The sequence below is a fragment of the Brevundimonas sp. EU05-FHT14B07 genome (genome assembly GCF_058790795.1).
Genome location: NZ_JBYTCZ010000002.1, coordinates 50,113 through 74,573 on the forward strand (window position 1 = coordinate 50,113; position 24,461 = coordinate 74,573).

A 24,461-nucleotide genomic window follows, 5' to 3' on the forward strand; every position below is an offset into this window, starting at 1 on the left:
GGAGGGGCGTCATGAAGATTTCTTATCTGGCTGTTGCAGCCATGCTTGCGGCTGGCTCGCCGGTTGCGGCCGTCGCGCAGACGCCGCCCGCTGCCGTCGCAACCGCCCCGGCAGACGCCGCGCTGAACGCCGTCATCGCTGACTACGAGACCTATCTGAAGTCGGTCGATCCGATCTCGGCAGGCGGAGAGGGCGATGTCGAGGCGATGGGGCGGGTGCCTGACCTGTCGCGGGAGTTCGAACTGGCCCAGCGCGCGCCGCTGCAAGGGTTCGTGCGGCGGTTGGCGGCCATCAACCCGGCAAGTCTTTCCCACGCCGCCAGCATCAATCACGCCTTCCTGCTCTATACGCTCAACCGCAGTCTCGAAGGGCTGGATTATGACACCAGCCGCCTGGGGTTCGACTCCGAAGGCGGTCCCGGAACCTGGGCGCTCTATGTCGGCGGCAGCACGCGCCTGAACTCGGTAGCGGAGGCCGAGGCCTATATCAAGCGTATCCGGGGCTTCGGCCAAATCTACGCCCAGACGACCGCCAACGCCCGACGCGGCCTGGATACCGGCCTGGTCCAGGCCCGGTCCGTGACAGAAAGCGCCCTGACGCTGGCGCGAAACGATGTGGCGATCAAGCCGGACGCCGAGCCGCTGCTGAAGCCCTTGGCGACCCTGCCGTCGATCGTGTCTCAAGCGGATAAGGATCGCCTGACCGCAGCGGCGACGGCGGCGGTTTCGGAAACGATCCTTCCCGCACGCCGGGCCTGGCTGGCCTTCCTCGAAAGCGACTATCTACCCAAGGCGCCGGTCCAGCCGGGCATCGGCAATCGGCCCGGCGGCAAGGAACTCTACGCCTATCTGGTGCGCGGCCACACGACGACCGACCTGACGCCGGACCAGATCCACCAGATCGGTCTGGACGAGGTCGCGCGCATCCGCGCCCGCATGGATGTGGAGATGAAGGCGTCGGGCTGGACCGGCGACTTCGCCGGCTTCCTGAACTTCCTGCGCACCGATCCTCAGTTCTATGCGACCAGCCGCGAGGCCCTGTTGCAGCAGGCGTCGGAGATGGCCAAGCGCGCGGATGGCGGTTTGCCGCCCCTGTTCGCCACCCTGCCCCGCCTGACCTACGACGTCCAGCCCGTGCCGCCGCAGATCGAGGAAAACTACACCACCGGCCGTTACAACGGCGGTTCGATGCAGAACGGCGTTTCGGCCCATTACATCGTCAATACGTCCAAGCTGGATCAGCGTCCGCTGTACGAGTTGCCCGCCCTGACCCTGCATGAGGCCGTGCCGGGCCACCACCTCCAGATCGCCTTGCAACAGGAGGCGCCCGGCCAACCCTATTTCCGCCGTCAGGCCAATGTCAGCGCCTATACCGAGGGCTGGGGCCTGTACGCCGAATATCTGGGCGAGGAGATGGGCTTCTACCGCACGCCTTACGAACGGTTCGGCCGCCTGTCCTATGAGATGTGGCGCGCCTGCCGACTTGTCGCGGACACCGGCCTGCACTGGATGGGCTGGACCGAGGAACAGGCCCGCGCCTGTTTCCGCGACAACTCGGCCCTTGCGCCCCACAACATCGAGACCGAGCTTCAGCGCTACATCGGCTGGCCCGGCCAGGCCACGGCCTACAAGATCGGCGAAATCCGCCTGCGCGAAATCCGCGCGCGGGCCGAGCGGGAGCTGGGGTCGAAGTTCAACGTCCGCACCTTCCACGACGCCCTGCTGGTCGAAGGCCCGCTGCCGCTGGCGCTGCTGGACCAGCGGATGGATGCCTGGATCGCGAAGCAGAAGGCGAAGTAGCAGAAGCGTCGTCTCCTCCCCGCTTCGTGGGGAGGTGGCTCGGAGCGAAGCGGAGAGACGGAGGGGTTCTTAGCCGCATCACAGGCCGCTTGTGGGACTTCAAGAGCCCCTCCACCGCTTTGCGGTCCCCCTCCCCACAAGTGGGGAGGAGACGATGGGCTTACGCCCAGTCCGGCTCCGGCAAACCTTTCGAACGCAGGAATTCCGGGTTGAACAGCTTGGACGCATAACGCGAACCGGGATCGCACAGGCAGGTCACGATGGTCTTGCCTGGCCCAAGCTCGCGCGCCAGCCGCACCGCGCCGGCGATATTCACCCCCGCCGATCCGCCCAGCGACAGACCTTCGTGCTTCACCAGGTCGAACAGGATCGGCAGGAACTCCGCGTCCTCGATCCGATAGGCGTAGTCGGGCCTGAAGCCTTCCAGATTGCCGGTGATGCGGGCCACGCCGATCCCCTCGGTGATCGACGATCCCTCGCCCGTCATCTCGCCCTTGGTGAACCAGTTGAACATGGCCGCGCCCGCTGGATCGGCCAGGGCGATGGTCACATCCGGCTTCTGTTCGCGCAGATAGGCGCCGACGCCGGCGATGGTCCCGCCTGAGCCGACGGCCGAGACGAAGGCGTCGACCTGACCGTTTGTCTGCGTCCAGATTTCGGGGCCGGTCGTGTTGTAGTGGGCCTCGCGGTTGGCGGTGTTGTCGAACTGATTGGCCCAGATGGCGCCGGCCTCTTCGCTCTCGTTCAGTTCGGCGGCCAGACGCCCGGAATAGTGGACGAAGTGGTTCGGGCTGGAAAAGGGTGCGGCGTCCACCTCGACCAGGCGGGCGCCCAGCGAACGGATGGCGGACTTCTTCTCTTCCGACTGGGTGCGTGGAATGACGATGACGACCGGATGACCCAAGGCGGCCCCGACCAAGGCCAGGCCGATGCCGGTGTTGCCGGCCGTGCCCTCGACGATCGTCCCGCCGGGTTTCAGCGCGCCGGACGCCCGCGCGCCCTGCACGATCGACAGGGCCGCGCGATCCTTGATCGAGCCGCCGGGATTCAGAAACTCGGCCTTGCCCAGGATTTCGCAGCCCGTCGCGTCGGACAGGCGGTTCAGGCGCACCAGCGGCGTATTGCCGATCAGGTCGATGACGGATGACGTAGCGGACAAGGTTGGGCTTTCAGGCGAAGGTCGAAACAGGGCGGATCAGGCGGCGGCCTGGCGTTGCCCTAAGTGGATGCCGCACTCGACCTTGTCCATGCCCGACCAACGTCCGGCGCGGGCGTCTTCGCCGTCCTGGACCGCGCGGGTGCAGGGCCAGCAGCCGATGGAGGCATAGCCCTGCTCGACCAGCGGGTGACGCGGCAGATCGTTCTCTTCCAGCCAGGCTTCCACGTCGTCGGCGTCCCAGTTGGCCAGGGGATTGATCCGCAGCACTCCGTCCAACACCTCGAACGGCTTCAGCTTTGCCCGCGTGGCGGATTGGTAGCGTTTACGTCCGGTGATGAGCGCATTGAACCCGGCGGTCGCCCGCGCCAGCGGCCGCACCTTCCGCAGATCGCAGCAGGCGTCGGCGTCGGTCTTCCACAGGTCGTCGCGCGCATCCAACGTCGCCTTCTCGCCCGCATCCGGCGTGACCAGCCGCACGTCGGTCAGGCCCAGCGCCTTGGTCAGTTGCGTGCGATAGGACAGGGTCTGGAGAAAATGCTGGCCTGTCTCCAGAAACACCACCGGCACGGTCTTGTCCTCGCCGGCGATGATGTCAAGCAAGGCGGCGGATTCGGCCCCGAACGACGAGATGGCGCCGACCCGCAGGCCAAGCGCCGGGTCCAACGCCGCCTTCAGGATTTCGGACGCGTCCTTGCCCTCGGTCTCGCGGTTCAGCCGTTCGGCCAGCGCGTCCAGGTCGCGGTCGTTGGACGCCGCGCGTCGCCGCTGCCAGATCGTCGGCGCGGGATCGACGGCGGGCTGATAGGCGGCGCTGAACGCCCGGTCCATCCGGTCCCAGGCCGCTGTATCCGCTCCCTCGGCCAGCTCCACCGCGTCAAAGCCCGAACGCCGCAGGTGCCCCGCCTGATCCGGCAGCACCTTGCCCGCCGCGATCAGACGCCCTGCATAACCGCGCTCTCGCAGCACCGCCGCCAGCGAAAAGCCTCGTCCATCGCGGAAGGCGTCGAACTCCAGCAACAGCGTGTCTTCGCTTGCGGCAGCCGCCTCGACCTCCTCCAGCGGCGTGGTGACGGGCAGGCGCAGCCCGTTCTGAATGCCCTCAAGCCGTTGCATCGAGCGTCTCATAGATGGCGTCGCGGAAGGGATCGGGACCGACGCGGCGCACCGTGTCGATGAACCGTTCGCCGTCCGTGCGGATTTGCAGATAACGGTCCAGGGTCCGGTGAATGGCCGGCGCGACCTCGTCGGCCGGCAGGCTCTTGCCGACGATGTCTCCCAGAGCCGCCTGTTCGTCAGGCGAGCCGCCGACGGTGATCTGGTAGTATTCCTCGCCCTTGCGATCGACGCCCAGCACGCCGATGTGGCCGACGTGGTGGTGGCCGCAGGCGTTGATGCAGCCGCTCATATTGATGCGGACTGGCCCCAGCTTCTCCTGATAGTTCATGTCCGCCAGCCGCTTGGACAGGGCCTGGGCCACCGGGATCGACCGGGCGTTGGCCAGGCTGCAATAGTCCAGGCCCGGGCAGGCGATCACGTCCGTCGCCAGATCGGCATTGGCCGTCGCCAGCCCCGCCTTTCGCAGCGCCCGCCAGACCGTCGGCACATCGTCCAGCCTCACATGGGGCAGGACAAGGTTCTGCTCGTAGGCGGCGCGCAGTTCGTCGAAGGAATATTGCTCGGCCAGGTCCGCCACCGCGTCCATCTGGTCCGCCGTGATGTCGCCCGGCACCCCGCCGACCGGCTTCAGCGACACCACCACCGAAGCGTACCCCGGCTGGCGATGACGACGGACGTTGTTGCGGGCGAACCGGGCGAAGTCCGGATCGGCCAACAGGGCGCGGTCGAACGGACCGCTGACCTTGGGCAGATCCTCGAACGGCGGCGGGGCGAAATAGGCCTTGATCCGCTCGGCCTCGTCCTCGGGGATGCGCAGATCCTCACGGCGTAAGGTGGCGTAATGCTTGTCCACCTCCTCGCGGAAGGCCTCGATCCCCAGCGAGGCGACCAGGATTTTGATCCGCGCCTTGTGGATGTTGTCACGCCGACCCAGCAGGTTCCAAGCCCGTAGAATGGCGGTCAGATAGGCCAGCAGGTCCGCCGCCCGGACCGCCGGGGCGATCTCCTGACCGATATGGGGCAAACGTCCCTGTCCGCCGCCGACGAAGACGCGGAAGGCCATTCCACCGTCATCGCCCGTCACGATCTGCAGGCCGACATCGTGGGTGCGGATGGCCGCCCGGTCCTTCTCCGCGCCGATCACCGCGATCTTGAACTTGCGCGGCAGGAAGCTGAACTCGGGGTGGATGGTCGACCACTGGCGGATGATCTCGCACCAGGGGCGCGGGTCCTCGATCTCGTCGTCGGCGGCCCCGGCGAAGACGTCGGTGGTGGTGTTGCGGATGCAGTTGCCCGAGGTCTGGATGGCGTGCATCTCGACATCGGCCAGATCGCTCAGGATCGCCGGCAGGTCGGTCAGGGCCGGCCAGTTGTACTGGATGTTGCAGCGGGTGGTGAAGTGACCGTAGCCCTTGTCGTAGGTCCGCGCGATATGGGCCAGCCGGCGCAGCTGACGGCTGCTCATCACGCCATAGGGAATGGCGACGCGCAGCATATAGGCGTGAAGTTGCAGATAGACGCCGTTCATCAGCCGCAGCGGCTTGAACGCGTCCTCGGTCAGGGCGCCGGATGCGCGGCGCGCCACCTGGTCCGAGAACTCCTCGACCCGTTCACGCACCAGGGCATGGTCGAACTCGTCATATCGATACATCAGCCAACGCCTCCGACGACGCTATGGCCGACGGTCGGCCCGGCCGAACGGATGCGCTCCTTCAGTCGGTCGCGGCCCGAAGGCGTGCGGTCCTGAACCTCAACCAGATAGGGGTTCACGAAGACGTCCGGCCGCCCGGCGACGTGAGCCAGCACGACCTCGGCTGTCGTCTCGTCCAGCACCAAAGCCTGATCGATGTGTTCGACCGGCTGGTTGTCCACGCCCGCATAGATGACGCGGCCGTCCGACAGGCGGTTTGCGGTGACGATCTTCACGCCGCGACCTCCGCTCGAACATCCAGTTGAGCCGCCGAGAAAGCCGCCGTTTCGCCGACGAACAACAGGGCCGGGCCGGTCAGGTCGGCGCCGCGCACCAGGGCGCCCATCCCGTCCAGTCGCCCGGTCAGAACCCGCTCGTCCGGGCGGCTGCCGTTCTCGACAATGGCGACGGGCGTCGAGGGCGAACGCCCCGCCGCGATCAGGCGCGCAGCCGTCTCCTCGGCGCGGTCCGACCCCATGTAGATGGCCAGGGTGTGGTTCGGGCCGGCCAGCCGCGTCCAGTCGGCCTCGACGCCCCCCGGCTTGGCCTGAGCCGTCACGAAGGTGACCGCCTGGGCGTGATCGCGATGGGTCAGGGGAATGCCCGCCGAGGCCGCGCAGGCCAGGGCCGCCGTCACACCCGGCACGACAAAGACCGGGACCCCGGCCGCCCGCATGGCGTCCAGTTCCTCGCCGCCGCGCCCGAAGACGAAGGGGTCGCCGCCCTTTAGGCGCACGACGCGGTGGCCGGCGCGAGCCTCCGCAATCATCAGGGCCTCGATCTGATCCTGCGGCACCGAATGTTCACCGCGCGCCTTGCCGACATAAAGCCGCTTGGCGTCGCGCCGCGCCCGCTCCAGCACCGGCTCGGGCACCAGACGGTCATGGATGATGACGTCGGCGTCCTGCAAAACCCGCAGCGCCTTCAGGGTCAGCAGTTCCGGGTCGCCCGGCCCGGCGCCGACGATATGGACCACCCCCTGTTCCGGCGCGGCGACGTTCAGCAGGCGCAGCATCTCGCGCCGCGCCTCGGCCGTTCGACCTTCCGCCGCCAGCGTCGCAGCCGCCCCCCGGAACGCTTTTTCCCAAAAGCGACGGCGCGCCATGAAGTCGGGCACGCTGGCCTTGACCGTATCGCGCAGCTCTCGCGCCAGCCGCGCCACATTCGCCAGTCCGGCGGGCAGCACGCCCTCGATGGCCGTGCGGATATCCCGCGCCAGAATGGGCGCCGATCCGCCGGTCGCCACGCCGATCACGACCTCGTCGCGGTCGATCAGGGCCGGGGTCTGGAAATCGCTCAGATGCGGCTTGTCCACCACATTGACCTGAGCCCCTGCCGCCCGTGCGAGATGGCCCAGCCGCACGAGTTCATCCGCGTCGTCCAGCGCCATGAACACCAGCCGTGCGCCGGCCAGTTCGTCAGTCTCTGGCGCACGCAGCACCGGTTCCGGCGCCGTCAATGGCGTCTCGATCTTGGGCGGCGCGCCGTCGGGCGCGAACCACATCACCTCGGCGGGCGTGTTCAGGAACAGTCGCAGCTTGGCCAACGCCGGCTCGCCGCCGCCGATGATCACGATCTTTGCGGCCTCCAGCGGAATGGAGGCGAGAAATACACGCATCGTCTTGCTTTCTGGGCCGTCGGGAGAGGAAACAGGGACGACGGCAGGGCGCGAACCTTCGTCTTCCCCGTCCAGAGCCGCAAACCAGATTGCCTTTGTCTCGCTGATAGGATTTCTATCCGCGATGCCCCGTCCCCTGCTCCCGCTCAACGCCCTGCGCGCCTTCGAGGCCGCCGCGCGGCATCTGAACTTCTCGCGCGCCGCCGACGAACTGTCAGTGACGCCGGGCGCGGTCAGCCAGCAAATCCGCCTCTTGGAAGACATCGTCGGCGGGCCGCTGTTCGTGCGCGAGGCGCGGGGCCTGCAACTGACCGATCTGGGCCGCTCGTCCGTGCCGCTGCTGCGCGAGGGGTTCGAGCGGCTGATGGACGCCTCGGCCCTGTTGCGCGAACCCCCGCGTCGCAAACAGGTGTCGATCAGCGTGGCGCCCGGCTTCGCCTCCAAATGGCTGATGCCGCGCATGGACGACTTCCACACCGCCCATCCCGAGATCGAACTGTGGATCTCGGCCGACATGGAGCCGGCGGACTTGAGCGAGGGCAAGGTCGATCTGGCGGTGCGCTACGGTCCCGGCGACTATCCCGGCCTTACGGTTGATCGGCTGATGACCGAGACGGTTCTGCCTGTCTGCGCCCCATCGGTAATGGATAGCGACAAGCCGATCCGCAAACCGGCCGACCTGATCGGACACACTCTGCTGCACGACATGTCCAACGACGGCGACCCCAGCCGCCCGGACTGGGCCATGTGGCTGAAGGCGCGTGGCATTCGTCACCCCGACCCGCGTCGAGGCTCGCGCTTCAATCAATCCGGCCTGTTGATCGAGGCCGCCATATCGGGGCGCGGCGTGGCCCTGGCCAAACGCACCCTGGCCCAGGCGGACCTAGCGTCAGGGCGACTAGTCGCCCCCTTCCCTGACGGATCCGAGGCGGTCGGCTTCGCCTATTATGTCGTCCAGCCCCGCGACCGGCCGCCCCCGCCCAGCGCGACCGCCTTCGTCGGCTGGCTGAAGAAACAGGCCGTGGATCACGACAATACGATGGGTCAGTTGTAGGGTTCGTTGCACCGCAGATTGGCGGCGCAGGAAAAGGACATGCGCCATGGCTGACGACAAGGCCCCTCGCCTCGCGGTCCTGATCGATGCGGAGAATGCTTCCGCCCGCATCGCAGAGGCGCTGTTCAGCGAAATCGCCACCTTGGGCGAGGCCTCGGCACGACGGATCTACGGCGACTTCGCCAGCCCGCAGATCGCCGGCTGGACGCGGGTCCTGGCCCGTTTCGCCATCCAGCCGCAGCAGAATTTCGCCAACACCAAGGGCAAGAACTCGGGCGACATCGCCTTGGTCATCGATGCGATGGACCTGCTGCATTCGGGGCGGTTCGACGGCTTCTGCCTGGTGTCTTCCGACGCCGATTTCACCCGACTGGCGGCGCGCATCCGCGAGGAAGGCGTCGACGTCTACGGGTTCGGCGAGCAGAAAACGCCCGAAAGCTTCCGTCAGGCCTGCACCCGGTTCATCTATACAGAGAACCTGATTGCGCCGGTTCCGGTCGACGCCGGCGCCAAGTCGCCCGTCGCTGAAGTGCCGGCGACCAAGCGCAAGCCGTCCGAGGCCGCGCGCCTGATCGCGGCCATCATCGCCGACATGGACGAGGACGGCGACGGATGGGTCGCGGTGGGTGGTATCGGCAATCGGCTGCGCAACGCCCATCCCGACTTCGACCAGCGCACCTATGGCTACGCCAAGCTGTCAGACCTGATCCGCGCGACCGGCCGGTTCGAGGTCGAGACCGGCGAACGCGGCGCGATGCGAATTCGCGACCGCGCCTGACGCGTTTACGCGCGGACGGCTTGGCTCGCGGAAACGCCGAGGGCCTGAAGCGCGGCGGCGGTGATGTGTTCGGCGTTCAGGCCGGCCTGGGCATACATCGCCATGGGCGCATCCTGGTCCTGGAAGACATCGGGCAGATTAAGGGTGCGGATCTTCAGACCCGCATCCAGCGCGCCCTTCTCGGCCAGCAGCTGCAGCACGAAGGCGCCGAAGCCGCCCATGGCGCCTTCCTCCACCGTGATCAGCGCCTCGTGCTCGCGCGCCAGGCGCAGGATCAGATCGGCGTCCAGCGGCTTGGCGAAGCGGGCGTCGGCGACGGTGGCCGACACGCCCTTGGCGGCCAGCATGTCCGCCGCCTTCAGCGATTCCTGCAGACGGGTGCCCAGGCTGAGAATGGCGACCGAAGTCCCCTCGCGCACGATCCGGCCCTTGCCGATCTCCAGCGGGGCGGCCAATTCCGGGATCTCCACGCCCACGCCGTCGCCGCGCGGATAGCGGAAGGCGCTGGGCCGGTCGTCGATGGCCAGGCTGGTCGAGATCATCGCCGCCAGTTCGGCCTCGTCGGCGGCGGCCATCAGCACCATGCCGGGCAGCGCGCCCATGAAGCCGATGTCGAACGATCCCGCGTGCGTGGCGCCATCCGACCCAACCAGGCCCGCCCGGTCCATGGCGAAACGGACAGGCAGCGACTGGATCGCCACGTCGTGGACCACCTGGTCGTAACCGCGCTGAAGGAAGGTCGAATAGATCGCGCAGACCGGCTTCATGCCGTCCGCCGCCAGACCGGCCGCGAAGGTGACCGCGTGCTGTTCAGCGATGCCGACGTCATAGGTCCGCTCGGGGAAGGCCTGACCGAACAGGTCCAGACCCGTGCCGGACGGCATGGCCGCCGTGATTGCCACGATCGACGGATCGACCTTGGCGTGTTTGATCAGCTCGGTTCCGAACACCTTGGTGTAGCTGGGGGCGTTGGAGATGGCCTTGGCCTGCTTGCCTGAGACCACGTCGAACTTGACGACTGCATGCAGTTTGTCGGCGCTGCTTTCGGCGGGGGCATAGCCCTTGCCCTTCTGCGTCACGACGTGAACCAGAACCGGGCGGTCCTCGATGGCGGCCGCCTTCTTCAGGATCGGGACCAGATTGTCCATGTCGTGGCCGTCGATCGGGCCGACATAATAGAAGCCCAACTCCTCGAAGAAGGTGCCCCCGGTGACCATGCCGCGGGCGTATTCCTCGGCCTTCTTGGCCGCCTTGCGGAAGGGGCGCGGCAGGTGCTGGGCCACCGTCTTGCCCAGGCGGCGGACGTTCTGATAGGCGCCGCCCGACACCAGGCCGGCCAGATAGGCGCTCATCCCGCCAACCGGCGGCGCGATCGACATGTCGTTGTCGTTCAGGATGACCATCAGCTGGCCGCTGGTCGCCTCGGCGGCGTTGTTCATCGCCTCATAGGCCATGCCGGCGGACATGGAGCCGTCGCCGATGACCGCTACGACGCGGTTCTTCTCACCCTTCTGATCGCGCGCGGCGGCGAAGCCCAGGGCGGCGCTGATGGAAGTCGAGGCGTGGGCCGCGCCGAAAGGATCGTATTCGCTCTCGCTGCGCTTGGTGAAGCCCGACAGGCCGCCGCCCTGGCGCAGGGTGCGGATGCGGTCGCGCCGTCCGGTCAGGATCTTGTGCGGATAGCACTGATGCCCGACGTCCCAGATCAGGATGTCCTTGGGCGTCTCGAACACATGGTGCAGCGCCGTGGTCAGTTCGACCACGCCCAGCCCCGCGCCCAGATGGCCGCCGGTGACGGACACGGCGTCGATTGTCTCGGCCCGCACCTCCTGTGCCAGCTGTTTCAACTGGGCGATATCGAAGTCCCGCGTGTCGGCGGGCGTCTTGACGGTGTCGAGTAGCGGGGTGTCGGGCATCAGCCGTAAAACCTTGGAAAGTCTGGTCGATCAACCCGCAGGTCGGTTCAACGTTTCGTATCAGGACCGGCGCTTTAGCACAAAGTCCACGCTGGCCCTGAGGATTTCGGCCTCGTCGCCGAACGTCTCAAGGTGCGACCGGGCCTGGTTTGCGAGATGCGCGACCCTTTGCCGCGCCGCCTCCAGACCCAGCAGGGTGACGAAGTTGGTCTTGCCGAGAGCCGCGTCCTTGCCCCCGGCAGCCTTGCCCATTTCCTCGGCCGACCCTTCAGCATCCAGCAGGTCGTCGACGATCTGATAGGCCAGGCCAACATCGTGGGCGAAGCTGATCAGGGCATGGCGGTGCTGGGCAGAGGCGTCGGCGATGATCAGAGGAATTTCGAAGGCATAGGCGAACAAGGCGCCGGTCTTCAGTCGCTGCATACGCGCCACGCCGCCCAGGTCGTCGCGCACGCCCAGCAGATCGATCATCTGACCGCCCGCCATGCCCCGCGCGCCGGACGCCAGCGACAGCCGCGCCGCCAGTTCGCAGCGCACGGCCGCATCCTCATGGGTGTCTTCGTGCAGGATGATGTCAAAGGCGGCCGTCTGCAGCGCGTCGCCGGCCAGCACCGCCGTCGCCTCGTCGTAGGCGCGGTGAACGGTCGGGCGGCCCCGGCGCACGTCGTCGTCGTCCATGCACGGCAGGTCGTCGTGGACCAGGCTGTAGGCGTGCACGCATTCCAACGCGCAGGCGGCGCGGAGCACCGACCGCTCATCGATGTCGAACAGGCGTGCGGCCTCCAACGCGAAGAACGGGCGAAGGCGTTTGCCGGGGCCCAGCGCCGCATAGCGCATCGCCTCGGTCAGGCGGGATTCTGGGCCCTCGGCGCGCGGCAGCAGTTCATCTAGCGCGACCGTGACCAGATCGGCGACCTCAGCCACGCGATCGATCACAGCCTGTTCCGGCGAGTTCGCGGCGATGACCCGGTTCACGAGAACCGGCTCCAGACCAGGCTCGAAGACGACACGGGGATCATTCGAACGACGCCGCCTCGACGCCCTTGGCCTGGCCGTCGGGGCCGACGACGATCTTTTCCACACGCAGTTGAGCCGCCTTCAGCCGCGCCTCGCAATGCGCCTTCAGCTTGGCGCCCTCTTCATAGAGGGCGATCGATTCTTCCAGCGGCGCCTGGCCGGATTCCAGGCGAGACACGATGGTTTCCAGGCGCTTCAGGGCGTCTTCGAAGCTGAGATCGGCGGGGATGGCGGCGGCGGCGTCGGTCATGGCGCGGACCCTAGAGGCGCGCGCGGGGCGCATCAACGTCAGAAGCGGCTATCGCTTCTCGTAGCGACGCTGCGACCAGTATTTGAAGCCCTGGTTCTGGACCAGTTTCCAGCCATCGGCCTTCAGCGCGCGGCCGACCATGTGGTTGAAATAGCCGTGGGCGAAGACCAGCACGTCCTGCCCGCTTTCGGCCCGCGCAATCAGCTTTTGCGCCGCCTGATCGGCGCGCGCCTCGGCCTGGGCGCGGGTTTCCTGGCCGCCGTGATGATCGAAGGCGTGCCACCAGAAGCGCGACACCACGCCCCACCATTTGGGCGACAGCTTGATCCATTCTGGAATCGGCGGCGGCGGCAGGGGCGCCTCGATGAACATGACGTCGGCCATGACCTCACGCCCCGCAGCGACAGCAGCGGCGGTTTCCTGGGCGCGCTGACGGGTCGAGGCGTAGATGGCCCCAGCCCCTTGGGCGGCCGCAACGAGTTCGGGCGGCGGGGTCTGGCCGGCCAGCAGGCCGCCGATCTCATACTTCGCCCACCAGTCGCCGTACTGGCGCGCAGAGATCAGACATTTGCGCGACAGGGCCGGCTCGCCGTGACGCGTCAGGATGATGGCGCCGGGACGGACAGCGACAAGCGCGCCGACGGATGGCGCGGCGTCAGGTGGGGACACGGACGGTTCGGTCGAATCGAGGGACAGGGCGGGGGCTGACATGACAAACGGACGGGCCTTTGGTTTCAAGGCGTTAAGCGTCCTCAGTCCTCCCCGAGCGCAGCGACGTGGGCGACCGCAGAGCGGCCTAGTCCTTCAAGGTCGTAACCGCCCTCAAGCGCCGACACAACCTTGCCCGAACAGGTCCGACGCGCGACCTCCAGAATCGCACGCGTCGCCCAAGCGAAATCCTCGGCCTCCAGCGACTGATGCGCCAGTGGATCGCGCCTGTGGGCGTCGAAACCAGCCGAGATCAGGATCAGGTCCGGCCGGAACGATTCCAGCGCCGGCATCAATCCGCCGGCGAAGGTCGCACGCCAGTTCTCGCGCGCCGCATGGGGCGCGACGGGGGCATTGACGATATTGCCGACGCCCGTCTCGGACGCCGCGCCGGTACCGGGATAGAGCGGCATCTGGTGGATGGAGGCCAGAAACAGGCTGTCGTCGTCTTCGAACGCAGCCTGGGTGCCATTGCCGTGGTGAACGTCGAAATCAACCACCGCCACGCGCGCCATCCCTTCGGCCTGAGCCGCGCGCGCCGCGACGGCGACGGAGGAAAACAGGCAGAACCCCATCGCGCGGTCCGGCTCGGCGTGGTGGCCCGGCGGGCGCACGGCGGCGAAGGCGCGGTCCATCTCGCCCCGCGCCACGGCCCTTACGGCATTGATCGCCGCCCCCGCCGCCAGCCGCGCCGCCGGTACGCTGCCGGGTGAAAGGACGGTGTCGGCATCCAGTTGGACCATGCCGGCGACCGGCGAGGCGTCCAGCAGGCGCGCGACATAGGCGGCGGGATGCACCCGCTCCAGATCCACAACCTCGGCCTGGGTCGCGGCGCACCGGTCGCGGGCCAGGCCTGCATCCTCCAGAGCATCCAGCACCGCCTTCAGCCGCTCGGGACTTTCGGGATGGCCCGCGCCCGGCGCGTGGGACAGCATGGACGGATGGGTGAAGATCGGCAGGGACATTGAAGCGACGATACGACGGGCTTTCGGACTTGTCGCCCGTGACGCGCACCAAGGCGCGCGCTAGAGCCGACGCATGACCGAAATCGTGATCCGCCCTGCCCGCCCCGAAGACGCCGCCGCCTTGGGCGCCCTGGGCCGCCAGACCTTTATCGACACCTTCGTCGAGGGGTTCGGCATCCCCTACCCGCAAGCCGACCTGAACGCGTTTCTGGACGCCAGCTTCGATCTGGAGCCGACGCTGAAGAAGTTGGCGGAGCCCGACTGCGCCTGGTGGGTGGCTGACCGCGACGGCGAGCTGCTGGCCTTCGCCAACGCCGGCCCCAACGGCCTGCCCCACCCCGAGGCCAGACCGTCGCACATGGAACTGCGCCGGCTCTATGTGTCCCAGGCGGCGCAAGGTCAGGGCTTTGGAACCAGACTGCTGAAGCTGTCTCTGGACTGGATGCAAACCCACACGGACGGCCCGCTATGGATCGGCGTCTGGAGCGGCAATGACAAGGCCCAGCGTCTGTACGCCGCCTACGGCTTCCAGAAGGTCGGCGAATACGACTACCCCATCGGGGCCTGGCGTGACCACGAGTTCATCTTGCGGCGCGGATAGACCAGGCCTATCCAGACAACCGGGGATAAGAGTTCGGGGGAACCAATGCGTAGATTATTGCTGGCGGCCGTGGCCGTCTTCCTTTCGGCAAGCCCCGTCATGGCACAGGAAACCGAAAGTCCTCCCGCCGATCCCATCGCCGCCAAGGCGGAAGGCGAACGCATTCTCGCGGAAGGTCGCGCCGCAGACCTGTTCGAGAACATCACTGCAGAGGACGGCGCAGTTCGATTGCGTCACAAGGCCAGCGGCATGGTCTGCATCTTCGAGGCCGCAGCGCCAGGCAACGTGGTTCGCGTCTATCCGCAAAGCGTCATGACGCCCAATCGCGGCGACGACGTCAGTTGCGGCAACACGATGATGGGAGCGACCTTCACCCTCTACGCCACACGATACCGAACCATGCCGACAGAAACGCAGGACATGGCGAGTTCCGTGGCAAGCATTCGCGCCAACTGGACCAACGTCCAACCGCTTGAAGGCGCCTTTGGCGTCGCCTCGGTGGAAGGCCGCCCCATACCTCTGTTCGCTGCCTTCAAGGGACGCCATCCGTATGGGTGGGACGCGGCAACCTTCATCATCCTGACCCACATCGACGGGTGGTCGTTCAAGACCCGCGCATCCGGTCCCGTCGCCGACGCCGACACCATCGCCTTGGCGGCTGGATTGATGTCCGTCGCCAGCATTCCAGCGCCGAAGAACTAAGCCACATGACGGCGTCGCCGGCGCCGTCCTATAGTGCCGCCATGCTCCTGCCCTTCTTCACCGCCCTGCGCGACGCCAAGGTTCCGGTGTCGATGAAGGAATGGCTCCATCTGATGGAGGCCATGGATCGCGACGTGGCGGAGCGCGAGGTCGAGGCCTTTTATCACCTGTCGCGCGCCGTGCTGGTCAAGGACGAGAAGCACTATGATCGGTTCGATCAGGTGTTCGGGACGGTGTTCAAGGGCGTCGAATCGGTCGGAACGGGCGAAGACCTGGCCACCGACATTCCCGAGGACTGGCTGCGTCTGCTGAACGAAAAATACTTAACCGAAGAGGAGAAGGCTCAGATCGAGGCGCTGGGCGGATTCGACAAGCTGATGGAGACGCTGAAGCAGCGGCTGGAAGAGCAGAAGGAGCGCCATTCCGGCGGCTCTAAATGGATCGGCACGGGCGGCACCAGCCCCTTCGGCCACGGCGGTTACAATCCCGAAGGCGTGCGCATCGGCGGGCCGGGCAAACACGGCCGGGCGGTCAAGGTCTGGGAGAAGCGCGAGTTCAGGAACCTGGACGATACGGTCGAACTGGGCACGCGCAATATCAAGGTGGCCTTGCGCCGCCTGCGCCGTTTCGCGCGCGAGGGGGCGGCCGAGGAACTGGACATCGACGGCACCATCGACGGCACGGCGCGCCAGGGCTGGCTGGACATCCAGATGCGGCCCGAGCGGCGCAACACCATCAAGGTGCTGCTGTTCCTCGACATCGGCGGTTCGATGGACGGTCACATCAAGCTGGTTGAGGAGCTGTTCTCGGCTGCCAAGACCGAGTTCAAGAACCTGGAGTTCTTCTACTTCCACAACTGCCTCTACGAAGGCGTCTGGAAGGACAATCGCCGGCGCCACACCGAGCGGATCCCGACGTGGGATCTGCTGCACAAATACCCCGGCGATTGGCGCGCCATCTTCGTCGGCGATGCGACGATGAGCCCCTATGAGATCACAATGCCCGGCGGCTCCGTCGAGCACTGGAACGAAGAGGCCGGCGCCGTCTGGATGAAGCGGGCGCGCCAGCAGTGGGAGAAGTCGGTCTGGCTCAATCCCGTCCAGGAGCGGTACTGGGACTATACCGCTTCCGTCGGCCTGTTGCGCGAGGTGATGGAGCAGAGGATGTTCCCGCTGACGCTCGAAGGCCTCGACAAAGCGATGCGCGCCCTGACAAGGTAGGTGACGTTCAGGCGACCGCCTGAAACTTCACGAAGGGTCCGACCATGATCGCCGCCGCCTTCGCCTTGTTGATCCTCCAACAGACTGCGCCGACCGTCGTGTGGGATGCGCCCGCGCCGGAGGCGGTCGTTGAAGCGCCCGCGCCGCCGCCCGAGCACAACATACCTGCCTGGGGCCTTGCCGATCCGTTCGGCTTCGAGCGCGCACGGTGCAGTCCGCTGGTGCGCGGCCAGAAGTCCATGGCCGAATGCCAGACCGAGGTGCGCGAACAACTCGCCATCGCCATGGGGTCCGACCTGCCCGAGGCTCTGCGCCCGAGCGGCATGGCCGGCAACTGCCAGATGATCCGGGCCAGCGCCGCGGGCTCGGACTATGCGGTCCAGTGCGGCCCGCAGTCGCGCACGGCGGCCGCGCCCTCGAGTCTGCGCGAAATGGATTGTCGTCCGCGTCCTGTCGAGGGCGGGTTCAGCTCCGAGTGCCGCCCAGTCGATGCAGCGGACAAGAAGGGTCTGTCGCTGACGCTGTGGGGCGACAAGGATTGATCGACACAGAAAAGCGCCGCCCGCTTTCCCGGACGGCGCTTCGCATTTTCGCGCATTTCTAGCGAGGCTTAGGCCTTGTCGCGCAGGCTGTCCTTGGCGCCGCCAACGGCGTTCTGGACCTTGCCTTCGACCTGATCGGCCTTGCCTTCGGCTTGCATCTTGGTGTCGCCGGTCAGCTTGCCGACGCCTTCCTTGATCTTGCCGCCGATGTTTTTGGCGGCGCCTTCGATACGGTCATGATCAGCCATGGAAATCTCCTGTTTTCATCGCCGCGACGTGGCGTTGCGGTTCGAAAAATAAACGACTTCGCTGAGGGCCTGTTCCGTAAAGCTCAGCTTGGGCGGCGGAGCCAGACGGCGACAGCCCAGGCGTGGGAATCGTGACGCAAGCGCGAGATGGCGAAGGTCGGATCCAGCCACACCAGCGTATGATCGTCCTCGCATTTCGCATCGGGATTTTCCGCCGCCACGGTCGCTGTCCAGAAGCCGCCGACGTTGTTCACCGGCTCGCGCGTGGACCGCACGAAATACTGGCTGGCCTCGGCGATGCGGTTCAGCGGCGTAACCGTCAGGCCGGTTTCCTCGACGAATTCGCGGATCAGGGCCTGGACCTCGGTTTCTTCCATATCCACGCCGCCGCCGGGAAGGTCGAAATAAGGACCGGCCTCGCGCTCGACGCGCACGCAGGCGATCAGGCCCTCACGCTCGACGATGCCGAACGCGGTGGCGCGGTGACGATAATCCGAAGCGGGTTTGCGAACGCCGAACTGCAACATGATGAAAACCGACCCTAGAGGTCGAACGACAACCTGGCGCGCACACCCTTGTGGGCGCCGTCGAACTCGACCGCCGACCGCAGACCCGATGCCATGGCGGAAATGATCTTGGCGCCCAGACCAGTGCCCTTTGGCGTGCCGTCGCCCATGCCGGGGCCGTCGTCCTCGACCGTCAGCATCACGCGATGTTCGTTTTCGCGACGCAGATGGATGCGGATCTCGCCGCCCTGCCCCGGCGCATAGGCGTATTTGACGGCGTTGGTCACCAGTTCGGTGACGATGACGCCGATGGAGACGGCCTGATCGGTGGTGACCGACAGAGGCTCGGCGTCGAGCGTCAGTTTGGGTGATCCTTCGTCCGGTCCGATGGACTTGGACAGTTCGTCCATCAGCCCGACCAGATATTCGTCCATCGCCACGTGGCTCATGTCGCCGGACGTGTAGAGGCGGCGGTGAACATGGGCGACGGCCTCGATCCGCGCCTGCGATTCGCGCAACGCGTCCTTCGCCCCCTGATCGGTGACGTGGCGCATCTGCAACGACATGAAGCTGGACACCAGTTGCAGCGAGTTGCCGACGCGGTGGTTGACCTCGCGCAGCATGGCCTCGGCCCGATCGCGCGCTCGGCGGATTTCTTCCTGCGCCAGTTCGTTCTCGCGCTCCAGCCGACGGCGCGACAGGGCGTCCTCGAGCGCCGAGCGCAACAGGGAGGTGAAGTCCTCCGAGACATCCTTGATCACGTAGTCCGCCGCGCCCGCTCGAAGGGCCGCGACGGCGATCCGCCCATCCTGCGCACCCGTCACATAGACGACGGGCGGCGGCGCCGTCAGGGCCAGAATGTCCGGCAGGACGTCCAGCCCGTCTCGCGTCGGCATATAATGGTCGAGCGCGCAGACGTCGAACTCGTCCTGCTGCAACAGCGCTAGCCCCGCATCGCCATCCGGCGCGCAGGTGACGGCGTAGCCGTGACGCCCCAGTTCCTTCTCGACCAGTCGGGACAGACCCCGATCATCGTCGATGTAGAGCAGGCGGATGGGCTGGGACGCGTCGATCGTCAGATCTCCGGCGCCTGGATCACCGACAGGAACAGACCCAACTGACGGATGGCGCCGGCGAAGGACTCATAATCCACCGGCTTGGTGATGTAGACGTTGCAGCCCAGGTCGTAGCAACGCTGGATTTCGACCTTGTCGTCCGTGGTCGTCAGCACCACGACCGGAGCCCGCTTCAGACGGTCGTTGGCCTTCACCTTTTCCAGAATGTCCGTGCCCGACATATCGGGCAGGTTGAGGTCGAGCAGGATCAGCAGCGGGCCATTGGCGAGGATTTCGTCGCTGAACAGATAGTCGAGCGCCGCACCGCCCTCATCGAAATGCTTTATCTCGTTGTTGATGTTGGCCCGGCGGATGTTCTTTTCGATCAGTTTGGCGTGGCCGTGGTCGTCTTCGACCATGATGATTTTGACGGGTTGCGTCACAGCGCGCCTCCGGGTTCAGACAGGATCAGTCGTTTGGGGAATTTCAGCAGGAAAGTCGAGCCTTTGCCCAGTTCGGACTCGACGTCGATGGTGCCGCCCAGGCGGCGCACGCTGTTTCTGACGAACGCCAGCCCCAGACCTTCGCCGGAACGGTCTTGTTTTCCCGAGCGACGGAACAGCTCGAAGATCCGTTCATGGTCACGCGGGGCGATGCCCCGGCCGTTGTCGGCGACCCGGTAGACGACCCAGCCGCCCGGCACGTCTTCGCCCGACACGACGATTTCGCCCGGCCTGTCATGGTCCAGATATTTGACGGCGTTGTCGATCAGATTCCCGACGATCTGCTCCATCGAAATGCGGTCGCTTTCGATTTCGGGCAGCGACTGCACATCGATGCGGGCGCCCGAGGCTTCGGTCTGGTGATGGACGCTGTTGGCGATGTTCTGAGCCATCGTCGTCATGTCCAGCGGTTCTGGAAGCAGGTTGCGGCGACCTTCGCGCGACAGCTTCAGGATGGCGTTGATCAGCCGGTCCATCTTCTCGGTCGAGGCGCGGATGAAGCCGATGGCCTCGGGCATTTCCTCGCGCACGGCTGTGACGATCTCGGGATCGACCACGCGCGTCTTTTCCGCCTCGTGGATCGCCTTGTCGACGATCTTGCCCGCCTGCTCCAGTTCGGAGGTGTAGCCCATCACGTTGACCAGCGGCGCGCGCAGGTCGTGGCTGACGATATAGGCGAAGCGCTGGATTTCCTCGTTGGCGCGCATCAGGTCGCCGGTGCGTTCGCGAACCTTGTCCTCCAGGCTGGCGTTGGCGGCGTCCAGGGTGGCGCGAGCGGATTGGATTTCGGCCACGTAACGCCGCACCAGCCAGGCCGACAGCAGCGCCAGAACGAGGACCAGAAGCCCCGCGATGGCGTTCATGACCACCGTCAGAACGCCAGAACGTTCCGACGCGATCCGTCGATCTTCGATCCGCTTGGATTTCAAAGCATCGAACGTGTCCACGGCCGCGCGCAACTCGTCCATGTAGCGCTTGCCCTCGCCCGAGCGCACGGACTGGATCGACTGACCGATCCGTCCCTGCTGGGCCAGCGACACGGTGCGCTCCATCTCCGCCCATTTGCGATCGGCAAGGCGATGAATGGGATCGACGGTAGCCTTCAGGGTCGGGTCGAGCGCCGCCCCCTCGTCCAGGAAGGCCAAGGCCGGCGCCATGTCCGCCTGCGCCTTGCGATAGGGTTCGAGGAAGTCGCTGCGCCCGGTCAACAGGAAACCGCGTTGGGCCGTCTCGGCGTTCAGCATGGCGATCAAGGTCGTACGCGCCGCCCGGCGCATCTGCTGGGCGTGTTCGATGGTCCGGTTCACTGACGCCGTGCGCTGGATCATCACGAACGTCGTCGCATTGACCAGAATCAGCAGCCCGAACACCAGGACCAGCATCGCCGACATGGACCGGGCCAACGACGGCGTACGCACGAAATCTTTTATGCTGGCGAGGCGACGTGGAGATGCAGCGTTCATTGCTCCGCTTTAGCCCTGCGCTGGAAAGCATGGAAGTCAAACCAGAGGGCCATAAGTCCTCTGACCAAGGACGAAACCAACAAAAACGACCTGTTTGACAACCAAAAGTATCCATGAACTACTACCGGCACATTGTAAGGATCACAACTTATGAAAAATATTCTGGTTGGCCTTCTCCTGTCTGGCGTAATTGTTGGATCGTCTTGGGCCCAGACGGGTGGCACGATGCCAAGCGAAGCGCCGCCGCAAGTGCCGCTAAAGCCGGTTTTCGGATATAGTCCCGTTGGAAGTGCAGCGCTGGATAGGGTTCGACTAAATGCGCTGGCTCTGCAAAACTGGCCATCTAGCATTGCGGCCCGCGAGCGTAGGGATCGAATGGCTAGAGCCGAGAGACTGGCTGTTCTCGTAAATCTGGGGCGCTGCCACGACGCTCATGGCGTTGCTTTGGCAGAAGGCGACGCCGCGATGGCTGATCGCGTCGCTTCCGTGTGCAGGGGCGAGCCCTAGCCGTTAAAATCACGACAGTAGTTAATCTCAGACTTGGCCCAGGGTCCGCAACCGGGCCTTGGGGTGGATCTCGTTCTGGCTCATTACGACGGTCTGGCCGCGGAAGCGTTCGATGATCGATCGCACATAGGGCCGCGTCATCGGGCCGGTCAGCAGGACGGGGTTCTCGCCCGTCATGGCGATCCGCTCGAAGGTGTCGCGAACGGCGCGGATGAAGTCCTGAAGGCGCGACGGCGCCATCGCCAGCTGCTTGTCCTCGCCATTGCCGATCAGGCTTTCGGCGAAGGCGTTTTCCCATTCCGGCGACAGGGTGACGATGGGCAGGGCGCCCTCGCCGTCCTTGTTCTGCCAGCACAGTTGACGGCCCAGACGCGCACGAACGTGTTCGACCAAGGTCGTGACGCTGGAACTGTGCGGCGCGGCCTCGGCCAAGCCTTCCAGGATCGCCGGCAGGTCGCGGATCGACACCTTCTCGCGCAGCAGAGACTGCAACACCCGCTGCAGCGTTGTGACGGTGACCACGCTGGGCACCAGTTCCTCGACTAGCTTCTTCTCTTCGGCGCCCAGTTCCTTCAGCAGCTTCTGCACCTCTGCGTAGGACAGCAGATCGGCCATATTATCTTTCAGGATCTCGGTCAGATGGGTCGTCAGGACCGTCGACGGATCGACCAGCGTATAGCCCCGGAACGTCGCCTCCTCGCGCAGACCTTCCTCGATCCAAGTCGCCGGCAAACCAAAGGCGGGTTCGCGCATATGCTCGCCCGGAAGCTCGACCTGGCGACCTGCCGGGTCCATCGCCATCAGGTGGCCCAGCCGCACTTCGCCCGCGCCCGTCTCCATCTCCTTGATGCGGATGGCGTAGCCCTGGGTCGGCAGGCGCATATTGTCGAGGATGCGCACCTGGGGAATGACGAAACCGTATTCCTGGGCCAGCGACCGCCGCAGAGCGCGAATCTGATCGGTCAGGCGCCGCCCTTCAAGGTCGTTGATCAGGCTGAGAAGCGAATAGCCGAGTTCGATCTTCACCTCGTCAATGGTGAGCACATTGGCGATCGGCTCTTCGACGTCTTCCTTGGGTTTTGCGGCCGCTGCCGCCGCCGCGATCTCCGCCTCTGTCGGCTGAGGCTTCAAGCGATTGCGGCCCAGCCGCCAGGCCATGAAGCCCGAGCCGATGGCCAGGGCCGCGAACGGGATCAGCGGCATCCCGGGGATCAGACCGATCAGACCTGCCGCGCCCGACACCACGCCCAGCGACACGGGATTGGTCGCCAACTGGGTGACCATGGCCTTGTCCGCCGTGCCTTCGACGCCCGCCTTGGACACCAGGAAGCCGGCGGCGATCGAGATGATGATGGCCGGCACCTGCGTCACCAGACCGTCGCCGATGGTCAGCTGGACATAGGTGTTGGCGGCCTCCATCGCCGGCATGCCGTGTTGCAGCGTGCCGATCAGTATGCCGCCGATGGCGTTGATGAAGGTGATGATCAGCCCGGCGACGGCGTCGCCGCGCACGAACTTGGAGGCGCCGTCCATGGCGCCGAAAAAGGTCGATTCCTGCTCCAGCTCCTTGCGACGCAGCTTGGCCTGGTCCTCGGTGATCAGGCCCGAGGACAGATCGGCGTCGATGGCCATCTGCTTGCCCGGCATGGAGTCCAGGGTGAAGCGGGCGGACACCTCCGCGATCCGGGTCGAACCCTTGGTGATGACGACGAAGTTCACCACCAGAATGATCGCAAAGATGATCACCCCGATAATGAAGTTGCCGCCCATCATCAGCTGACCGAAGGCGTTGATGACCTGACCCGCCGCATCGTGACCTTCCTGGCCGTGGGTCAGGATCAGGCGCGTGGACGCCAGGTTCAGGCCCAGCCGGAACAGGGTCGAGACCAGCAACACGGTCGGGAAGATGGCGAAATCCAGCGGCCGCTTCATCATCACGGCGGTCATCAGGATCAGCACGCTGGACACCAGCGAGAAGGCCAGCAGCAGATCCAGCAGGAACTTGGGCACCGGCAGGATCAGCAGCATGATCACGCCGATCACGCCGACCGCCATCAGCACTTCGCCGCGGTTGACCCAGCCCAGAACGTCGCGACCCGTCGGGCGCGCCATGCCGTCCTTCATCATCACCGGCGTATCAGTCACGGCCCAACGCCTTCAGCGAGCGACGCGTCGCCTCGGCGATGACGGCCGCATTGGCGTCGTCCGATGTCGCCCGGGCAGCGTGGTAATAGGCGGCGACGATCACGGGTTGGCCGTTCGGCGGATACAACAGGCCGATGTCATTGGTCGGCCCATAGCCCCCCGTCCCCGTCTTGTGCGCCACCCGCCAATTCGCAGGCGTCCCAGCCCTAAGACGATTCTGACCCGTGGGCGTATCGGTCATCCACTGCAGCAACAGGGCGCGCGACGCTGCGGTCAGGGGCGAGGCCGGATCAAGGAACAATCGTTGGAGATTGGCGACCGACTGGTTGGGAAGGATCGTGTCCTTGTCGCCGTCCAGACGGTTCATCTCCGGTTCGAAACGGTCCGAGCGAGTGCTGTCGTCGCCGATGCCGCGATAGAAGATCTGCATCGCCGACGGGCCGCCCATGGCCTTCAGCAGCAGATTGGCGGCGGGGTTGTCGCTGACCTCCACCGCGCCCTTCATCAACTGCTCGACCGTCAGGCTGACGCCAACGGCGGGCTCGGTCACCGGAGCGTGGTTGATCATGTCCGCCGCTGTGATGGGGATGCGGCGATCAAGTCGCTCCTGCCCGGCCTGCACCCGCAACAGGGTCGCGGCGGCCAGATACATCTTGAAGGTCGAGCAATAGACGAAGCGTTCGTCGCCGCGCCAAACCAGCTTACGCCCTGTCGCCGCGTCCTGAACGACGAAGCCGAGACGGCCGCCATTGCGCGCTTCCAGGTCGGACAGGTCAATAACCTCGTCTGACAGAGGGGCGGGCGCGGCAGGGCGTGATTCCGCGCGCGGCGAACAGCCGACCGCGCTCAAGGCGGCCAGCCCCGTCAGGACGCATCGGCGCTCCACGGGTGCGCGCATG

Annotated in this window: 24 protein-coding genes; 7 read left to right on the top strand and 17 right to left on the bottom strand. The window is 66.0% G+C overall.

What is annotated here, in order from left to right; all coding sequences use genetic code 11:
* The first annotated feature begins 11 nt into the window (after positions 1-11).
* Positions 12-1,799 (top strand): DUF885 domain-containing protein, encoded by a 1,788-nt coding sequence (locus AC3WRC_RS04330; RefSeq protein ID WP_492303029.1) that lies wholly within the window; start codon positions 12-14, stop codon positions 1,797-1,799.
* A gap of 160 nt (positions 1,800-1,959) precedes the next feature.
* Here the strand turns inward: AC3WRC_RS04330 and AC3WRC_RS04335 are convergent, their stop codons facing one another.
* Genes AC3WRC_RS04335 through cysG form a run of 5 tightly spaced genes read right to left on the bottom strand, consistent with a single transcriptional unit; the run spans position 1,960 to position 7,382 of the window.
* The gene (locus AC3WRC_RS04335; protein ID WP_492303030.1) at positions 1,960-2,958 is read right to left on the bottom strand and encodes a cysteine synthase A; all 999 of its coding nucleotides are present in this window, start codon (positions 2,956-2,958) and stop codon (positions 1,960-1,962) included.
* A gap of 36 nt (positions 2,959-2,994) precedes the next feature.
* The gene (locus AC3WRC_RS04340; protein ID WP_492303031.1) at positions 2,995-4,071 is read right to left on the bottom strand and encodes a phosphoadenylyl-sulfate reductase; all 1,077 of its coding nucleotides are present in this window, start codon (positions 4,069-4,071) and stop codon (positions 2,995-2,997) included.
* Positions 4,058-5,725: a nitrite/sulfite reductase gene (locus AC3WRC_RS04345; protein WP_492303032.1), complete on the bottom strand. Its 1,668-nt coding sequence runs from the start codon at positions 5,723-5,725 to the stop codon at positions 4,058-4,060. The genes AC3WRC_RS04340 and AC3WRC_RS04345 overlap by 14 nt, the downstream gene beginning before the upstream one ends.
* The gene (locus tag AC3WRC_RS04350; protein ID WP_492303033.1) at positions 5,725-6,000 is read right to left on the bottom strand and encodes a DUF2849 domain-containing protein; all 276 of its coding nucleotides are present in this window, start codon (positions 5,998-6,000) and stop codon (positions 5,725-5,727) included. The genes AC3WRC_RS04345 and AC3WRC_RS04350 overlap by 1 nt, the downstream gene beginning before the upstream one ends.
* Entirely contained in the window at positions 5,997-7,382 is a 1,386-nt protein-coding gene (gene cysG / locus AC3WRC_RS04355) for a siroheme synthase CysG (RefSeq protein ID WP_492303034.1), read from the bottom strand. Before cysG ends, AC3WRC_RS04350 begins: the two co-directional genes overlap by 4 nt.
* A 124-nt stretch (positions 7,383-7,506) precedes the next feature.
* On the opposite strand from cysG, the gene gcvA reads away from it, so the two are divergent.
* Positions 7,507-8,436, top strand: coding sequence for a transcriptional regulator GcvA (gene gcvA, locus AC3WRC_RS04360; RefSeq protein ID WP_492303035.1), 930 nt, complete (start codon positions 7,507-7,509; stop codon positions 8,434-8,436).
* Between the two features lie 46 nt (positions 8,437-8,482).
* Positions 8,483-9,214, top strand: a complete 732-nt coding sequence (locus AC3WRC_RS04365) for an NYN domain-containing protein (RefSeq protein ID WP_492303036.1) — start codon at positions 8,483-8,485, stop codon at positions 9,212-9,214.
* 5 nt (positions 9,215-9,219) lie between these two features.
* Here AC3WRC_RS04365 and dxs read toward each other — a convergent pair whose 3' ends face one another.
* The 5 genes from dxs to AC3WRC_RS04390 form a co-directional block, all read right to left on the bottom strand.
* Positions 9,220-11,133 carry a 1-deoxy-D-xylulose-5-phosphate synthase gene (gene dxs, locus AC3WRC_RS04370; protein WP_492303461.1) on the bottom strand — a complete coding sequence of 638 codons (1,914 nt, stop codon included), beginning with the start codon at positions 11,131-11,133 and terminating at the stop codon, positions 9,220-9,222.
* Between the two features lie 57 nt (positions 11,134-11,190).
* Positions 11,191-12,066 (bottom strand): polyprenyl synthetase family protein, encoded by an 876-nt coding sequence (locus tag AC3WRC_RS04375; RefSeq protein ID WP_492303462.1) that lies wholly within the window; start codon positions 12,064-12,066, stop codon positions 11,191-11,193.
* Between the two features lie 79 nt (positions 12,067-12,145).
* Positions 12,146-12,397 carry an exodeoxyribonuclease VII small subunit gene (locus AC3WRC_RS04380; protein WP_492303037.1) on the bottom strand — a complete coding sequence of 84 codons (252 nt, stop codon included), beginning with the start codon at positions 12,395-12,397 and terminating at the stop codon, positions 12,146-12,148.
* A gap of 48 nt (positions 12,398-12,445) precedes the next feature.
* Positions 12,446-13,108 (bottom strand): histidine phosphatase family protein, encoded by a 663-nt coding sequence (locus AC3WRC_RS04385; RefSeq protein ID WP_052247765.1) that lies wholly within the window; start codon positions 13,106-13,108, stop codon positions 12,446-12,448.
* Positions 13,109-13,149: 41 nt separating this feature from the next.
* Complete coding sequence (locus AC3WRC_RS04390; RefSeq protein WP_492303039.1) at positions 13,150-14,070, bottom strand: histone deacetylase family protein; 921 nt, start codon at positions 14,068-14,070, stop codon at positions 13,150-13,152.
* Between the two features lie 73 nt (positions 14,071-14,143).
* On the opposite strand from AC3WRC_RS04390, the gene AC3WRC_RS04395 reads away from it, so the two are divergent.
* From AC3WRC_RS04395 to AC3WRC_RS04410, 4 genes are read left to right on the top strand one after another with little or no spacing between them, the layout of a single operon-like run.
* Complete coding sequence (locus tag AC3WRC_RS04395; protein ID WP_492303040.1) at positions 14,144-14,671, top strand: GNAT family N-acetyltransferase; 528 nt, start codon at positions 14,144-14,146, stop codon at positions 14,669-14,671.
* 45 nt (positions 14,672-14,716) lie between these two features.
* A complete protein-coding gene (locus tag AC3WRC_RS04400; protein WP_492303041.1) occupies positions 14,717-15,373 on the top strand; it encodes a hypothetical protein in 657 nt (218 codons plus the stop codon).
* Between the two features lie 41 nt (positions 15,374-15,414).
* Complete coding sequence (locus AC3WRC_RS04405; RefSeq protein WP_492303042.1) at positions 15,415-16,593, top strand: vWA domain-containing protein; 1,179 nt, start codon at positions 15,415-15,417, stop codon at positions 16,591-16,593.
* Between the two features lie 44 nt (positions 16,594-16,637).
* Positions 16,638-17,135 (top strand): hypothetical protein, encoded by a 498-nt coding sequence (locus AC3WRC_RS04410; RefSeq protein WP_492303043.1) that lies wholly within the window; start codon positions 16,638-16,640, stop codon positions 17,133-17,135.
* A gap of 68 nt (positions 17,136-17,203) precedes the next feature.
* Here AC3WRC_RS04410 and AC3WRC_RS04415 read toward each other — a convergent pair whose 3' ends face one another.
* The 7 genes from AC3WRC_RS04415 to bla form a co-directional block, all read right to left on the bottom strand.
* Complete coding sequence (locus AC3WRC_RS04415; protein WP_055754117.1) at positions 17,204-17,383, bottom strand: CsbD family protein; 180 nt, start codon at positions 17,381-17,383, stop codon at positions 17,204-17,206.
* Positions 17,384-17,466: 83 nt separating this feature from the next.
* Positions 17,467-17,910 (bottom strand): NUDIX domain-containing protein, encoded by a 444-nt coding sequence (locus AC3WRC_RS04420; RefSeq protein ID WP_055754116.1) that lies wholly within the window; start codon positions 17,908-17,910, stop codon positions 17,467-17,469.
* Positions 17,911-17,924: 14 nt separating this feature from the next.
* Positions 17,925-18,968 (bottom strand): sensor histidine kinase, encoded by a 1,044-nt coding sequence (locus tag AC3WRC_RS04425; RefSeq protein ID WP_492303463.1) that lies wholly within the window; start codon positions 18,966-18,968, stop codon positions 17,925-17,927.
* Positions 18,965-19,387 carry a response regulator gene (locus AC3WRC_RS04430; protein WP_231868686.1) on the bottom strand — a complete coding sequence of 141 codons (423 nt, stop codon included), beginning with the start codon at positions 19,385-19,387 and terminating at the stop codon, positions 18,965-18,967. Before AC3WRC_RS04430 ends, AC3WRC_RS04425 begins: the two co-directional genes overlap by 4 nt.
* Positions 19,384-20,865, bottom strand: a complete 1,482-nt coding sequence (locus tag AC3WRC_RS04435; RefSeq protein WP_492303044.1) for a sensor histidine kinase — start codon at positions 20,863-20,865, stop codon at positions 19,384-19,386. The genes AC3WRC_RS04430 and AC3WRC_RS04435 overlap by 4 nt, the downstream gene beginning before the upstream one ends.
* 579 nt (positions 20,866-21,444) lie before the next feature.
* Positions 21,445-23,544 (bottom strand): flagellar biosynthesis protein FlhA, encoded by a 2,100-nt coding sequence (flhA, locus tag AC3WRC_RS04440; RefSeq protein ID WP_091748308.1) that lies wholly within the window; start codon positions 23,542-23,544, stop codon positions 21,445-21,447.
* Positions 23,545-23,554: 10 nt separating this feature from the next.
* The gene (gene bla / locus AC3WRC_RS04445) at positions 23,555-24,460 is read right to left on the bottom strand and encodes a class A beta-lactamase (protein ID WP_492303045.1); all 906 of its coding nucleotides are present in this window, start codon (positions 24,458-24,460) and stop codon (positions 23,555-23,557) included.
* Position 24,461: the final 1 nt, after the last annotated feature.

Excerpts from the sequence above, each read along its gene's own strand:
- AC3WRC_RS04400 (WP_492303041.1), top strand. The coding sequence starts at position 14,717 with ATGCGTAGATTATTGCTGGCGGCCGTGGCCGTCTTCCTTTCGGCAAGC.
- AC3WRC_RS04420 (WP_055754116.1), bottom strand. The coding sequence starts at position 17,910 with ATGTTGCAGTTCGGCGTTCGCAAACCCGCTTCGGATTATCGTCACCGC.
- AC3WRC_RS04365 (WP_492303036.1), top strand. The coding sequence starts at position 8,483 with ATGGCTGACGACAAGGCCCCTCGCCTCGCGGTCCTGATCGATGCGGAG.
- bla (WP_492303045.1), bottom strand. The coding sequence starts at position 24,460 with ATGCGCGCACCCGTGGAGCGCCGATGCGTCCTGACGGGGCTGGCCGCC.
- AC3WRC_RS04395 (WP_492303040.1), top strand. The coding sequence starts at position 14,144 with ATGACCGAAATCGTGATCCGCCCTGCCCGCCCCGAAGACGCCGCCGCC.
- gcvA (WP_492303035.1), top strand. The coding sequence starts at position 7,507 with ATGCCCCGTCCCCTGCTCCCGCTCAACGCCCTGCGCGCCTTCGAGGCC.
- AC3WRC_RS04380 (WP_492303037.1), bottom strand. The coding sequence starts at position 12,397 with ATGACCGACGCCGCCGCCGCCATCCCCGCCGATCTCAGCTTCGAAGAC.
- AC3WRC_RS04345 (WP_492303032.1), bottom strand. The coding sequence starts at position 5,725 with ATGTATCGATATGACGAGTTCGACCATGCCCTGGTGCGTGAACGGGTC.
- AC3WRC_RS04385 (WP_052247765.1), bottom strand. The coding sequence starts at position 13,108 with ATGTCAGCCCCCGCCCTGTCCCTCGATTCGACCGAACCGTCCGTGTCC.
- AC3WRC_RS04405 (WP_492303042.1), top strand. The coding sequence starts at position 15,415 with ATGCTCCTGCCCTTCTTCACCGCCCTGCGCGACGCCAAGGTTCCGGTG.
- AC3WRC_RS04390 (WP_492303039.1), bottom strand. The coding sequence starts at position 14,070 with ATGTCCCTGCCGATCTTCACCCATCCGTCCATGCTGTCCCACGCGCCG.
- cysG (WP_492303034.1), bottom strand. The coding sequence starts at position 7,382 with ATGCGTGTATTTCTCGCCTCCATTCCGCTGGAGGCCGCAAAGATCGTG.
- AC3WRC_RS04340 (WP_492303031.1), bottom strand. The coding sequence starts at position 4,071 with ATGCAACGGCTTGAGGGCATTCAGAACGGGCTGCGCCTGCCCGTCACC.
- AC3WRC_RS04410 (WP_492303043.1), top strand. The coding sequence starts at position 16,638 with ATGATCGCCGCCGCCTTCGCCTTGTTGATCCTCCAACAGACTGCGCCG.
- AC3WRC_RS04415 (WP_055754117.1), bottom strand. The coding sequence starts at position 17,383 with ATGGCTGATCATGACCGTATCGAAGGCGCCGCCAAAAACATCGGCGGC.
- flhA (WP_091748308.1), bottom strand. The coding sequence starts at position 23,544 with ATGATGAAGGACGGCATGGCGCGCCCGACGGGTCGCGACGTTCTGGGC.
- AC3WRC_RS04330 (WP_492303029.1), top strand. The coding sequence starts at position 12 with ATGAAGATTTCTTATCTGGCTGTTGCAGCCATGCTTGCGGCTGGCTCG.